Source organism: Polynucleobacter sp. Tro8-14-1 (genome assembly GCF_018881655.1).
Taxonomy (GTDB): Bacteria; Pseudomonadota; Gammaproteobacteria; order Burkholderiales; family Burkholderiaceae; genus Polynucleobacter.
Map to the genome: position 1 here is coordinate 97,690 of NZ_JACVPX010000009.1, position 12,449 is coordinate 110,138.

Consider the following 12,449-nt stretch of genomic DNA (forward strand, 5'->3'; position numbering starts at 1 on the left):
CTTTCCCCTTAAGCCTTGCTAGCCGCATGAATTGCTGCGCGTACTTGCTGGAATGTGCCACAGCGGCAGATATTAGTAATGGACTCGTCGATTTGTGCATCGGTAGGTTTTGGATTGTTTCTTAACAAAGCGGTGGTTGCCATCACCATGCCAGACTGACAATAACCACACTGAGGCACTTGATTGTCAACCCACGCTTTTTGAACCTTGGATAGCTGACCACTCTTCTCTAGACTTTCAATAGTCTCGATTTTTTTACCTTCAGCAGCACCTACTGGAATAGAGCAGCTACGAATGGCCTGGCCTTCAAATAACACGGTGCAAGCACCACATTGACCTACTCCACATCCATACTTAGTGCCGGTTAATCCTACTTGTTCGCGGATCACCCAAAGCAATGGGGTTTCTGGATCTACGTCCACCTTGTATTTTTTGCCATTGACATTCAATTCAGCCATGAGTGCTCTCCTATAAACTCTTTTTATGGTTCCAGAGGTAACTTCATTACCCCTTCTTATCGTGTGCTTATCTTAACTAAGAATTAATATATTGCAATGCAACATTTATTGGGGGCGAAGAACTAGTGAGCCTGCCAATCAAGAATTAATTCAGAAAATAACTGAGTCGCGTCTGTAATTTTGTCGACGTAGCAAGATTCGTCAGTTTGATGGGCCATTTCTGGCTGGCCTGGCCCTAGGATTACCGTAGGTGGATTGCCGATAGCGGGCTTTAATGCTGAGGCATCGGTAAAGTAAGACACCGTCTTTTCAATTGGACGAACCCCATTAATCTTTTCACAAAAATCAAATACGCTTGCCATCCAGGGGTCTGTAGCGGGCGTGAACACCCCTTCAATATCAATAATGGTGTCCAGGCGAACCGTAGGGCCCAGCGCTTTACATAGGCAGCCATAAATATGTTGATGGCTTTGCCCTGCAACCGTACGAATATCCAGCGTCATTTCCGCTGCATCAGGAACCGAATTGATATTGATGCCCGATTTAGCGGTCCCTACATTGAGGGTGCCCTGACCCATCAACTCATGTACAGGAGTATCAAAGGAAAATTGCTCTAGGGTCAAAGCAGCCTTAGCCAACTTATAAAACGCGTTGTCGCCACGCTCAGGCATCGAGCCATGAGCGGTAACGCCATCAGTAGAGGCTTTCAACCAGTAGGCCCCCTTGTGACCTAGCAAAGGTTCATTGGCGGTAGGTTCAGCCACAATAAAGCATCCAGCAGGGCCCAGAAAATCCAATATTTCCTGGTTAGCTGCCAAATGAAAGGCACCTTCGCAACCCGTCTCTTCTCCTGCGGTAATGATCATGCTCACACCGCCTCCCTGCTTTGCCGAGTCAGCCATTTTCATAGCCGCAACAACAAAAGCAGCTACGCCACTCTTCATATCACTAGAGCCACGCCCATATAGCTTGCCATCTTCAATAATGCCGGCAAAGGGATCATATTTCCAAGTACGAGCACCCAAAGGGACAACGTCTACATGCCCAGTAAAACAAATACTTGGTTTTTGATCGGAGCAGGCGCCGATTTTGGCAACCAAACTCATTCGATGTGGAGCAAATTCAATCTTGCGACATTCATAACCAACGGACTCTAAGAGTTTGGCTAGATATTCACAAACCTGATCTTCATTGCCTGGGGGATTAATAGTATTGAAGCGAATCAGCTCTTGAGTTAATTCAACTGGATCGGGAATGCTATTAGTCATCTTGAGTTATCCAAAATAAGCCGCTTGAACTTCGGCGTTCTCAGCCAATTCAGCAGCACTTCCCTTAGCCACCACTTGACCCTTGGTAATGACATACCCACGATGGGCGATTGCCAAGGTTTGACGAACATTCTGCTCAACCAATAAAACTGTGGTCCCCATTTGATTGATTTCTTTAATGATCTTAAAGTTTTCTTTTACAAACAGCGGTGATAAGCCCAGCGAAGGCTCATCGAATATCAGCAACTCAGGCGAACTCATTAAGCTGCGACTAATAGCAAGCATGGCCTGCTCACCACCCGACATGGTGCCTGCTAGCTGATTGGAACGCTCTGCAAGACGCGGAAACAAATGCTTAACATGCTCACGACGCTCTTCAATGACCTTTTTGTCGGTCACCAAATAAGCTCCGGCGGATAGATTTTCATCCACCGTCATACGTGGAAACACACGACGCCCCTCAGGAACGCATGCAATCCCCGCCTCAATAATGCGATGTGTTGGTAAATGGGCAATATCCACGCCATTAAAAATAATTTTTCCACGATTGGCTGGAGTCAAGCCCAGGATGGAGCGAATTAAAGTGGATTTACCAGCACCATTAGCGCCGAGTATGCAGGTGATTTCACCCTTCTCGACTTTGATGGATACATCTTCAAGTACATCAATCCGATCGTACGCGGTATAGATGTGTTCAATTTCTAATAAGGCCATGATTATTCTTGCCCCAAATAAGCGACTTGCACTTCGCGGTTATTCACAATCTCATCGTAAGTGCCCTCAGCAATCTTCTTGCCATAGTTCAAAACAATGCAACGCTCAGTCATCCGCTGAATTAAACCCATTTCATGCTCAATCAAAATAATGGTGAATGGCTTAATCTTGCTGCGTACCTGCAAAATATCATCCATTACTTCAGCGGTCTCATCGTGAGTCATGCCAGCTGAAGGCTCATCTAAAAGCAGTAAATCAGGTTGACTGATCAAGGCTCTGCAGATTTCAATACGGCGGCGATCAATCATGGGGAGGCTAGCAACTGGCTCAAATATTTTGTCTGCTAACTTAGGGTTAAATGTGAGAAGCAACTGTCTCACCTGCTCAACCAAGCCTTCGTATTCTTGTTTGAACTTCTCTCGTTGAAACAAATTGAAGAAAAGCCCGGTATTTAATCGACGGTTATCACCAATGGCGATGTTGTCAAAGACAGTCAGCGGTAAGGATAAGCGTGAGCGCTGAAACGTACGAGTAATCGCATGCAAATACACTTGCTGAGCAGTGGCATCCGTCAAATCATCACCGCGGAATGAAACACTACCTGAACTTGCCCGATACAGGCCAGTAATCACATTAAAGAATGTAGTCTTGCCTGAGCCATTGGGGCCCAACAATCCCAATACCTCACCCTCGTTCACATGAAGATCTAATGAATCTAATGCTGTCACACCACCAAAACGCATGGTGAGTTTTTCTGCGACCAGAATCTGCTTCTTGGATGATGGTAATGAGCTCATTTTTGACCTCCCGCTTTGTTACCCGGGAAATACTCACGAATCCGCCTTGGCAGTAAACCATCGGGACGGAATAGCAAGATCAAGATCACCACGATGGCATATAGCAAGAAGCGGTATTCCTGAATAAACTGAAGCTTCTCAGGAAGAATCACCACAATGGCTGCCGCAGGAATGATTCCCCATGGATTACCAATGCCGCCCAAAATCACAATCGATACCAAAATCAAAGAGTCGGCAAAGGTAAAGTTATTGGGGGCAACATAGGCAGTCATCATTCCATAGAGCGCTCCCGCCATACCAGCAATGAAGTTACCCAATGTAAATGCCACCACCTTCCAGTGCGCAATATTCACACCAAAAGTAGAAGCTGCAATTTCATCAGTACGGACCATATCCATACTTAAGCCTATCCATGAGCGCTCTAAGTTCCGGGTAATTCTGAAGCTAGCGATTAATAAGATTAATGCGATCAGTAGATAAGGGATGTAAAAAGACAGCTCAAAACCAGCAATGTCCAAGCCATCAGATAAATTCCAGCCAAAAATAGTGAGCGGAGGGATCTTCAATCCCTGTGGGCCGCCCAGAGTGTCATTCACTTCCAAGAAATTTCGGAATAGGATGCCAAATGCAATAGTCACTAATGCTGCATAGTGCCCGCGAGTTCTCAATACAGGATAAATCAAGATAGAACCAATTAAGGCAGAGATGCTAGCAGCGATAAATAGAACCAGCAAATGCGGGATCGCTGTGTGCGTCGCCAATATTGCAGCGGTATAACTGCCGATACCAAAGAAAGCGGCGCCTGCAAAGTTCACGATGCCGACATAACCAAATTGAATGTTTAAGCCAAGGCAAACAATGGAATAGATCAGCACTGTAGCGAGCATCAACAGCGCAAAGTGAGAATTGTGGAACACCAGCATGGTTATAAGCACGCCTGCAATCGAGGCATAAGCAGGAAACTGCGGATGCTCTCTTACGGCAAGCGCAAGCTTATCCATCAACCCTAATTTTTTACCAACCAAACTAGTTGCAAATGCAAGGATTACGAGAGCGCCAACTTCTAACTGGTTTTCAGAGCCCAACAATAAAATGCAATAGACCAGGCAGGCAATGAAGGCAGATATTAATAACTTCACACTTAAACTCGCTCGCTGGATTTTTCAGAAATCAAGCCTGTAGGCTTTAATCCCATGATGATGATAATTACTGCAAATGCAAAGACATCCTTATAGGCGCTAGGAACGCTCGGCATGATGGCGGGTAACAAAACAGCGCCAATCGTTTGGAGTCCTGCAAATAAAAACCCTCCCACAATTGCTCCATAGAAATTTCCCAAGCCGCCAACTACCGCAGCCGAGAAGCCAATCACACCTAGCAATAAACCCATGCTGAAATTGACTTCGTTGTAATACAGGCCGTTCATTAAGCCAGCTAATGCAGCCAAGGCTGAACCCAACATGAATGTGATCAAGACAATTCGATGGAAGTTAATGCCCATAATGCGTGCTGTTTCGCTATCTTGTGCAACCGCACGAATAGCTAAGCCAATCTTGCTCTTGGTGATCAGGCGTTGAACGGCAATAATGATTAAGACGCCGGTGATAAGCAAGATAAGACTGTCGGAGCGCAACGTAAATTCACCGAGAGCAATGCCGTCTACAGGCAGTAACTTTGGAAAAGGTTTTGGATTCGATCCATTTGGATAAAACAAACGGACTAATTCACGCAGCGCTAGGCCCAACATCAAAGTTACCAATAAGGTGTTGATTGGGGGCGCTTTCTGCAAAGGCAGAATGAGGTAGCGCGCAATGACTGCGCCAAGAAAGGCTGCAACAGCCAGACTCACTACTATTAACACTAGAAGCTGTAGCCAAGGAGAAGTAAAGGTCTCGGCTATACCGATATAAGCGGTGAGGCCAGCAAAGGCCCCCACCATGAGGATGTCACCATGAGAAAACTTAATGACATCTAAAACACCGAAGTAGAGGGTAAATCCAACTGCCACGATTGCATAAATTACACCCAACATCAAACCATTGAGCAAGTACTGCAAAAAAATATCAAATGACATGCAAAATTACCCTCTTCTACTACGATTTCAATTACTGACCTAACTTACGCTGCTTCTTAGCATAGAGACTATCTTCCCAGAGAACCCATTTGCCATCTTGCGCAACATACTTAGAGATCAAAGGAACAATGTTTTGACGATGATCATCAAAACTGACTTTGCCAATAATCGTTTCTACGTTTTGGGTATTGTTTAAAACTTCCATTACCTTCTTACGATTAGGGCCTGCCTTTTCAATTGCAGCCATGATCAAATTAGTAGCGGTATAGGCAAAAGGACCGTAGGCTTCAGGCGCATCCGGATACTTTTGTTGTGAATACTTGGCAATGAACTCAAGTCCACCTGGGAGTTTTTCCCATGGCGCGCCTTCGATGAAAGACAAAGAGCCTTCAGATAATTTACCCAGGCCCTCGATGTAAGCATCAGACTTAATTCCAGAGGTTCCTTCAAATACGGCCTTGATACCCAAGCGATCCATTTGTGTGCGGATACGAATACCAATTGGTGTGAGACCGCCAAAGTAAACCACTTCAGGATTCAACTGCTTGATTTTGGTTAATTCAGCCGTGAAATCTTGTTGATCGGCAGTGACACCAAAGGTGCCCAAGATCTGACCGCCATTTTTAGTGAGGAACTGAGAGAAATACTTATTGTGACCTTTGCCGTAATCGGTAGTGTCATGAATGATGACCCACTTCTTGTAGCCTAAGCCAGTTAAGAATTTTGCTGCCACTTCATTTTGATTAATCATCGTACCGTTTACGCGATGAATCTCTTTATAGTCATTACCATAAGTGATTTCAGGTAGAACAGCACCCCACACCATCACTGGTAATCCAAACTTATGATAAACATCGACAGTGCTCATTGCGACTGCTGAACAGTAATGGGTTACACCTGCGATGATAGAGCTATCTGACGCAATTTTCGTAGCCACTTGAACACCTACGTTTGGCTTGCACTCATCATCTGCAATAACCAATTCATACTTATATTTAGCATTCGGGTCTTGGTTTTTGAGGCGAACTGCTAGATCAGCAGAATTACGACCGCCAATCCCATTTGCAGAAACACCTCCGGTCAACGGCCCAATGTAGGCAATCTTGACCGTATCTTTAGCCGATACAGAAAAAGAAAGGCTGGAACACAAAGCAAGAAGCAAGCCAGATACCAGTGACTTCATGTTGAATCTCCTGTTTATTAATATGAACTGCTATTTTCAGACCAGTGTAGCAAGGTTTTGTATACAAGATATTGGCTGGAATCCTCAGGACATCCCTGAATAGTTCAAATCTAACTTAGATAGCCATGGGGCAGCTTCAGAAAACCCCTTCTTTGGTGCCTCAGGCACTGAGATGGTTATCTGGGCACTCTATTCACGCAGGCGGTAAGATAGATACATGATTTTTGGTCTTGTACAAATCCTTCTCTTTCAAAGCTTGGGTGAACTTGTTTCTAAGTTCCTTTTGCCGACGCTCCCTGGCCCGGTCATTGGATTAGTTCTCTTGGTGCTGTGGCTTGTTTTGCGCAAAGGAATTAATGCCGACTTAGCTATGGTGGGTGATGGCTTTAGTCAGTACCTTGGACTTCTCTTTGTTCCAGCTGCCGTTGGCGTGGTGCTTTTCTTGCCACAGCTCAAGGCAAATGCATGGGCCATTATTAGCGCCCTCATTGGTAGCGTCATCCTCACTATTGCCTCTAGCGCGTTAGTCGCCCGTTTATTGAGCAAGAAAGAGCCTCATGAGTGAAAAGCACTCCATCGTCGAGATTTGGGTTTACTTATCAGGTAGCCCGCTTTTTGCCTTGTTCATTACGCTAGCGGCTTATCAAATTGGACTCAGTATTTATAAGGCTAGTCATCAGAATCCATTGGCCAATCCAGTAGCAATTGCAATTTTGATTGTGGCAAGCACAATTCAATTTATTGAAATGCCCTACTCAACCTATTTTGAGGGTGCGCAGTTTATTCACTTTCTATTAGGTTCCGCGACAGTATCTTTAGCTATCCCCATCTACAGAGGATTGAGCAGCCTTAAAGGGAGATCACTCCCCTTGATTGCTTCGCTATGTACTGGCGGATTAGTGTCGATCATTAGTGCGGTAGGCATTGCTACCGTGCTTGGCGCAGACTCCAGTATCACTGGTGCTATGTATCCCAAATCAGTCACTGCACCAATTGCTATGGGTATCGCAGAGCGTATTGGTGTGTCGCCCACCCTGACAGCTATCTTTGCAGTGAGCACCGGAATACTAGGCGCTATTTTGGCGCCCTTTGTCCTGAATGCATTGGGTATGAAGGCTTGGTGGCAAAGAGGTTTTGCGATTGGTATTGGCGCTCATGGTATCGGCACTTCACGTGCATTTAGCATTCATCCTGAAGCAGGAACGTATGCAAGCCTAGCAATGGGCATGAATGGCGTGGTGAGCGCTATTGCTATCCCAGTGATTTATCACCTATTTAATAAGTGATAGGTCTCTGTTTTTTAATCCACTTATTTAATCTGCATCGCTACGTCAATAGCATCACTTAAAACGCTACACATAAACTCGATCTCTTCAGGCTTAGAGATAAATGGAGGCCCAACGGCAATAGCGTCACCCGCTACTCTCACTAAAGTGCCTCTTTCGATACAGGCCTCAAGCACCTTCATGGAACGAAGACCAGGCTTTCCTGGCACAGGGTCAAGCTCAACAGCGCCAGATAAACCAAAGTTACGGATATCCAAAATGCCTGACTTGCCCTTTAATGCATGCAATCCATTCTCAAGAACTGGCTCAAGCGCTTTAGCCCGATTGACTAAATCATCAGACTCAAAGATATCGAGTACTGCGTGGCCAGCAGCTGCTGGAATTGGATGACCCGAATAGGTGTAGCCATGGAAAAATTCAATCGCTTGCTCTTGACCACCATTCGCAATAATGTTGTCGTAAATATCGCCACGCACAATCACCCCGCCCATGGGAATAACACCATTGGTAATTCCTTTAGCAAACGTAATCATGTCGGGTGTCACACCAAAACGATCGGCACCGAAATTTGCGCCTAAGCGCCCAAAGCCAGTAATCACCTCATCAAAGATCAGCAAAATACCGTGCTTAGTACAGATTTCACGAATCTTTTGTAAATAGCCATCCGGTGGAACTATTACTCCGGTTGATCCCTGTACAGGCTCCATGATGACAGCGGCAATCGTATTGGCATCATGAAGAGCCACAATCTTTTCTAACTCTTCTGCCAAATGGGCGCCCCACTTAGGCTGCCCTTTTGAGAAAGCCATCTGCGAAAGATTTAACGTGTGTGGCAAATGATCTACGCCGGGCATCATCATGCTGGCAAACATTTTGCGATTGGCGACCATGCCGCCTACGGATATACCGGCAATACCAACACCGTGATAAGCGCGATCTCGACCAATCAGTCGAATACGGGATGCATTACCCATTACTCGGTGATAACCAATAGCGATCTTCAATGCAGTATCAACCGCCTCAGAACCAGAGTTAGTGAAAAATACTTTGTCCAATCCCTCTGGTGCCATCTTCGCAATTCGACTAGCCAAGCTAAAAGTGGTTTCGCTGGCCATCTGAAACGCAGGGCAATAATCCATCGTTTCAAACTGCTTTTGAATAGCTGCACCAATACGTGGATCAGCATGCCCCAATGGAGAGCACCACAGCCCAGATAAGCCATCAAATAGCTTACGACCCTGATCATCAAAGTAGTAAGCTCCCTTAGCTGACTGCATGATCTTCGGATGGTGCTGAAAGTAGCGGTTAGGTGTAAATGGCAGCCAATAAGCTGACATATCAATTCCGCTGCTTGTTTTATTCATTGTTGTCATGCGTTTCTCTATTTGATCTTTTTAAAACTAGATTCTGAATTTCAAATACTATATTACTCATCTCACTCTCGGATCATTAAATGCGCTATTTCAAATCCCTCATCCTTGGCTCCTTAGGACTGTTGACTTTCAGTAACTTGGCGCTTGCCGCCTCCGATACAGATTGGCCTAAAAAACCGATTGTTGCGATTGTGTCCTTTCCTGCAGGCGGATCTACTGATATCTTTGCGCGCAGCGTGACGGCCCCACTGGCGGAAGCATTGGGTCAATCCATCGTTGTCGAAAACAAACCAGGCGCCGGTGGAATGATTGGCTTACAAGCCGCTGCTAAAGCCGCTCCGGATGGCTACACCATCAACATTAGTGCGCTGACAAATCAATCGATTTCTTCAGCCCTATTTAAAAATCCGCCGGCTGATTTGCAGAAAGATTTTGTTCCGGTGGCATTAATTGGAACAATTCCTCATTTAATTGTGGTGAACCCAAGCGTTCCAGCAAAGAATCTCCCGGAGCTTATTGCATTTATCAAATCTAAAAAGGGTGACTTTAATTACGCATCTCAAGGTAATGGCAGTCTCTCCCACTTAGAGTCCACTTTGTTTATGCAACGTATCGGCGCAACAGGAACCCATATCCCCTATAAGGGCAGCAGTTTTGCTTTGCCAGATTTGATTGCGGGCAACACCCTGATGATGTTTGATAGTGTGACTGCCTCATTGCCCCATATCCAGAGTGGTAAGCTACGCCCGATTGCGATCGCCGCAGCAGAACGCTCCCCTTTATTGCCCAATGTTCCCACTCTCGGACAAGATGGTATGAAGCAGTTTGATGTGGAAAACTTCTATGCGGTATATGTTCCCAAAGGAACTTCTCCAGTAATCATTGCAAAATTAGAAAAAGAAATTCGTAAAATTCTCACGAATCCTGATTTCAAAGCGCGTATGGCAGCCCAAGGTATTCATCCTCAGTTTGCAAACTCCGAAAAATTGTCTGAAATCACCGCAAGTGAAGCCAGCAAATGGGATAAGGCTGTAAAGTCAGCGAATGTTAAAGTAGATTAAGTCGTTAAATAGATAAGCTCTTATGTTGATATCCCCTCCTTTTGGAAGTCGTGCCCCTGTTCTAGCTAAAAACACTGTTGCGAGCTCTCAACCACTTGCCACTCAAGCAGGCATCGAGGCTCTGCAGAGTGGTGGCAACGCAGTGGATGCAGCACTTGCAACTGCAATCACACTGACTGTAGTTGAGCCTACGATGAATGGGATAGGCGGAGATGGTTTTGCAATCCTCTGGGATGGTAAGAAGATCCATGGCTTAAATGCCTCTGGCCGAGCCCCTGCTGCTTGGAAGCCAGAGTATTTTGCTGGTAAATCTGCGATGGATCTCATTGGCTGGAATACAGTCACCGTCCCCGGCATGGTTGCTGGCTGGATTGAACTCTCCAGAAAGTTTGGCAAGCTTCCGTTTGCGCAATTGTTTAAACGTGCGATTGACTATGCGGAAAATGGTTTTCCGGTTTCACCTGTTATCGCTCGTCAATGGCGTGAGGCTATTCCGATTCTAAAAAACCAACCGGGATTTACAGAATCCTTCTTAGTTGATGGCAAAGCACCTCAAGCCGGACAAATCTGGAAATACCCCGCACAAGCCAAAACCTTAAAAGAAATTGCCGCTACAGAAGGCGATTCTTTTTATAAGGGTCCGCTTGCACAAAGTATGGTGGACTTTGCAGGGGCTACTGGCGGTTGCTTCACTATGCAAGACTTCGCCGATAACCAGCCAGAATGGGTTGAGCCTTTAGCCTTCGATTATGGTGATTACACTCTCCATGAAATTCCGCCAAACGGATCTGGTATCGCCGCTCAAATTGCCTTAGGTATTCTGCAAGCAGCCAATGTGAAGCAATACCCTGCTAACTCAGCGCAACGCATTCATTTGCAAATTGAAGCCATGCGGATGGCGTTTGCTGATGTTTATGCCTACGTTTCTGATGCACGCTCCATGCAAATGCCAGTGAGCTCCCTATTAGATCGGAATTACTTAGCTAGTCGCGCAGCCATGATTGATCACAATAATGCTGGTAGCTATGAGCCTGGAGATCCTCATTCTGGTGGCACTGTTTACCTATGCGCCGCCGATGAATCCGGCATGATGATTTCGTATATTCAATCTAACTTCAAAGGTTTTGGTTCTGGGGTGGTAGCCCCGGGCGGTATTGCTTTTCATAATCGTGGCATGAGCTTCAGATTAGAAGATGGACACCCTAACCAAGTTGCGCCAGGCAAGCGCCCTTTCCACACTATTCTTCCCGCCTTCCTCACCAAGAATGGCAAACCTACTATGGCATTTGGCGTAATGGGTGGCAATATGCAGCCGCAGGGTCATATTCAATTCGTGATGCGCTTTGTGGATGAATACCTCAATCCACAAGCCTGTTCTGATGCGCCTCGCTGGCGTATTGATGATGTAGGCAAGCTCACTGTGGAAGCGGCAATGCCCCAGAGCGTGGTTGATGGATTGAAAGCGCTAGGACATGAGGTTGCTGTACAACCAGCAAACAGCTTGGACTTTGGTAGCGCACAAGCAATTGCCAAGCTCTCAGAAGATGCCGACTCTGCTTTTATTGCTGGCAGTGATCACCGTAGAGATGGATTGGCAGCTGGCTTCTAATAAAGAACTAAATAGCAAAAGCCTCTTGTAGCACGCCAAGACTGGCAGATAGGGTTTTTGGATTGCTCTTGCCCACTTTCTTGACTAAGCGCGCTTTATCAACAGCTCTGATTTGATCTAAAAGAATCAGCCCCCTCTTACCATCATGCGTAATAGATACCCGAAAGCCCGCAGGTCTACCCTTGCTAGTCATGGGCGCAACAATGATGGTGCGCAAATGGTCATTTAACTCTTGAGGTGATACCACAATACAAGGACGTGTTTTTTTAATTTCACTTCCGATCGTAGGATCTAAATTGATAAGCCAAATTTCTCCACGAGAAACATTGCTCTTTACCAAACCCAATCTCCATCTTCTTCGTTTGCAAAATCTCCAAGCACCAACTTATCCTCGCCAACCTTAGCAAGGCTTTGGGCATCTTGAGCCCAATGCTCTCTCACAGTATTTTTAGGTTTACTTAAAACAATTTTTTCTCCGTCGACTGACATTTCAACAATCTCCTTTATTCCAGATTGTTCAAGAATAATCTTCGGGATAACCACGCCTTTAGAGTTGCCAATAGCTCGAATAGCTACCTGCAGTGGTGCTGTAGTTTCAGCAATGGATTTATGGTTCTTATTCATAG

Annotated in this window: 14 protein-coding genes; 4 read left to right on the forward strand and 10 right to left on the reverse strand. The window is 45.7% G+C overall.

The window, feature by feature from the left end:
* Positions 1–8 precede the first annotated feature (8 nt).
* From ICN34_RS10485 to ICN34_RS10515, 7 genes are all read right to left on the reverse strand, one after another.
* On the reverse strand, positions 9–458 hold the full coding sequence (locus tag ICN34_RS10485; protein WP_216122551.1) for a (2Fe-2S)-binding protein: 450 nt from the start codon (positions 456–458) through the stop codon (positions 9–11).
* A 122-nt stretch (positions 459–580) separates the two neighbouring features.
* A complete protein-coding gene (locus ICN34_RS10490; protein ID WP_216122553.1) occupies positions 581–1,726 on the reverse strand; it encodes a M20 family metallopeptidase in 1,146 nt (381 codons plus the stop codon).
* Between the two features lie 6 nt (positions 1,727–1,732).
* Positions 1,733–2,440, reverse strand: coding sequence for an ABC transporter ATP-binding protein (locus ICN34_RS10495; RefSeq protein WP_072583534.1), 708 nt, complete (start codon positions 2,438–2,440; stop codon positions 1,733–1,735).
* Between the two features lie 2 nt (positions 2,441–2,442).
* Entirely contained in the window at positions 2,443–3,237 is a 795-nt protein-coding gene (locus ICN34_RS10500) for an ABC transporter ATP-binding protein (RefSeq protein ID WP_216122554.1), read from the reverse strand.
* Positions 3,234–4,376: a branched-chain amino acid ABC transporter permease gene (locus ICN34_RS10505; protein WP_072583532.1), complete on the reverse strand. Its 1,143-nt coding sequence runs from the start codon at positions 4,374–4,376 to the stop codon at positions 3,234–3,236. Before ICN34_RS10505 ends, ICN34_RS10500 begins: the two co-directional genes overlap by 4 nt.
* A 2-nt stretch (positions 4,377–4,378) precedes the next feature.
* Positions 4,379–5,311: a branched-chain amino acid ABC transporter permease gene (locus ICN34_RS10510; RefSeq protein ID WP_216122556.1), complete on the reverse strand. Its 933-nt coding sequence runs from the start codon at positions 5,309–5,311 to the stop codon at positions 4,379–4,381.
* A gap of 31 nt (positions 5,312–5,342) precedes the next feature.
* Entirely contained in the window at positions 5,343–6,494 is a 1,152-nt protein-coding gene (locus ICN34_RS10515) for a branched-chain amino acid ABC transporter substrate-binding protein (RefSeq protein WP_216122558.1), read from the reverse strand.
* A 217-nt stretch (positions 6,495–6,711) separates the two neighbouring features.
* On the opposite strand from ICN34_RS10515, the gene ICN34_RS10520 reads away from it, so the two are divergent.
* Both ICN34_RS10520 and ICN34_RS10525 read left to right on the forward strand, forming a co-directional pair.
* The gene (locus ICN34_RS10520) at positions 6,712–7,059 is read left to right on the forward strand and encodes a CidA/LrgA family protein (RefSeq protein WP_216122560.1); all 348 of its coding nucleotides are present in this window, start codon (positions 6,712–6,714) and stop codon (positions 7,057–7,059) included.
* Positions 7,052–7,780 carry an LrgB family protein gene (locus ICN34_RS10525; RefSeq protein WP_216122561.1) on the forward strand — a complete coding sequence of 243 codons (729 nt, stop codon included), beginning with the start codon at positions 7,052–7,054 and terminating at the stop codon, positions 7,778–7,780. Before ICN34_RS10520 ends, ICN34_RS10525 begins: the two co-directional genes overlap by 8 nt.
* Before the next feature lie 23 nt (positions 7,781–7,803).
* Here the strand turns inward: ICN34_RS10525 and ICN34_RS10530 are convergent, their stop codons facing one another.
* Positions 7,804–9,144, reverse strand: coding sequence for an aspartate aminotransferase family protein (locus ICN34_RS10530; protein ID WP_216122599.1), 1,341 nt, complete (start codon positions 9,142–9,144; stop codon positions 7,804–7,806).
* An 89-nt stretch (positions 9,145–9,233) separates the two neighbouring features.
* On the opposite strand from ICN34_RS10530, the gene ICN34_RS10535 reads away from it, so the two are divergent.
* A complete protein-coding gene (locus ICN34_RS10535) occupies positions 9,234–10,214 on the forward strand; it encodes a tripartite tricarboxylate transporter substrate binding protein (RefSeq protein WP_216122563.1) in 981 nt (326 codons plus the stop codon).
* Between the two features lie 22 nt (positions 10,215–10,236).
* Positions 10,237–11,823 carry a gamma-glutamyltransferase family protein gene (locus tag ICN34_RS10540; RefSeq protein ID WP_216122565.1) on the forward strand — a complete coding sequence of 529 codons (1,587 nt, stop codon included), beginning with the start codon at positions 10,237–10,239 and terminating at the stop codon, positions 11,821–11,823.
* Positions 11,824–11,830: 7 nt separating this feature from the next.
* Here the strand turns inward: ICN34_RS10540 and ICN34_RS10545 are convergent, their stop codons facing one another.
* Both ICN34_RS10545 and ICN34_RS10550 read right to left on the reverse strand, forming a co-directional pair.
* Entirely contained in the window at positions 11,831–12,163 is a 333-nt protein-coding gene (locus ICN34_RS10545; protein ID WP_216860768.1) for a type II toxin-antitoxin system PemK/MazF family toxin, read from the reverse strand.
* The gene (locus ICN34_RS10550) at positions 12,157–12,447 is read right to left on the reverse strand and encodes an AbrB/MazE/SpoVT family DNA-binding domain-containing protein (protein WP_255538652.1); all 291 of its coding nucleotides are present in this window, start codon (positions 12,445–12,447) and stop codon (positions 12,157–12,159) included. The genes ICN34_RS10545 and ICN34_RS10550 overlap by 7 nt, the downstream gene beginning before the upstream one ends.
* Positions 12,448–12,449: the final 2 nt, after the last annotated feature.

Excerpts from the sequence above, each read along its gene's own strand:
- ICN34_RS10485 (WP_216122551.1), bottom strand. The coding sequence starts at position 458 with ATGGCTGAATTGAATGTCAATGGCAAAAAATACAAGGTGGACGTAGAT.
- ICN34_RS10490 (WP_216122553.1), bottom strand. The coding sequence starts at position 1,726 with ATGACTAATAGCATTCCCGATCCAGTTGAATTAACTCAAGAGCTGATT.
- ICN34_RS10495 (WP_072583534.1), bottom strand. The coding sequence starts at position 2,440 with ATGGCCTTATTAGAAATTGAACACATCTATACCGCGTACGATCGGATT.
- ICN34_RS10500 (WP_216122554.1), bottom strand. The coding sequence starts at position 3,237 with ATGAGCTCATTACCATCATCCAAGAAGCAGATTCTGGTCGCAGAAAAA.
- ICN34_RS10510 (WP_216122556.1), bottom strand. The coding sequence starts at position 5,311 with ATGTCATTTGATATTTTTTTGCAGTACTTGCTCAATGGTTTGATGTTG.
- ICN34_RS10515 (WP_216122558.1), bottom strand. The coding sequence starts at position 6,494 with ATGAAGTCACTGGTATCTGGCTTGCTTCTTGCTTTGTGTTCCAGCCTT.
- ICN34_RS10520 (WP_216122560.1), top strand. The coding sequence starts at position 6,712 with ATGATTTTTGGTCTTGTACAAATCCTTCTCTTTCAAAGCTTGGGTGAA.
- ICN34_RS10525 (WP_216122561.1), top strand. The coding sequence starts at position 7,052 with ATGAGTGAAAAGCACTCCATCGTCGAGATTTGGGTTTACTTATCAGGT.
- ICN34_RS10530 (WP_216122599.1), bottom strand. The coding sequence starts at position 9,144 with ATGAATAAAACAAGCAGCGGAATTGATATGTCAGCTTATTGGCTGCCA.
- ICN34_RS10535 (WP_216122563.1), top strand. The coding sequence starts at position 9,234 with ATGCGCTATTTCAAATCCCTCATCCTTGGCTCCTTAGGACTGTTGACT.
- ICN34_RS10540 (WP_216122565.1), top strand. The coding sequence starts at position 10,237 with ATGTTGATATCCCCTCCTTTTGGAAGTCGTGCCCCTGTTCTAGCTAAA.
- ICN34_RS10550 (WP_255538652.1), bottom strand. The coding sequence starts at position 12,447 with ATGAATAAGAACCATAAATCCATTGCTGAAACTACAGCACCACTGCAG.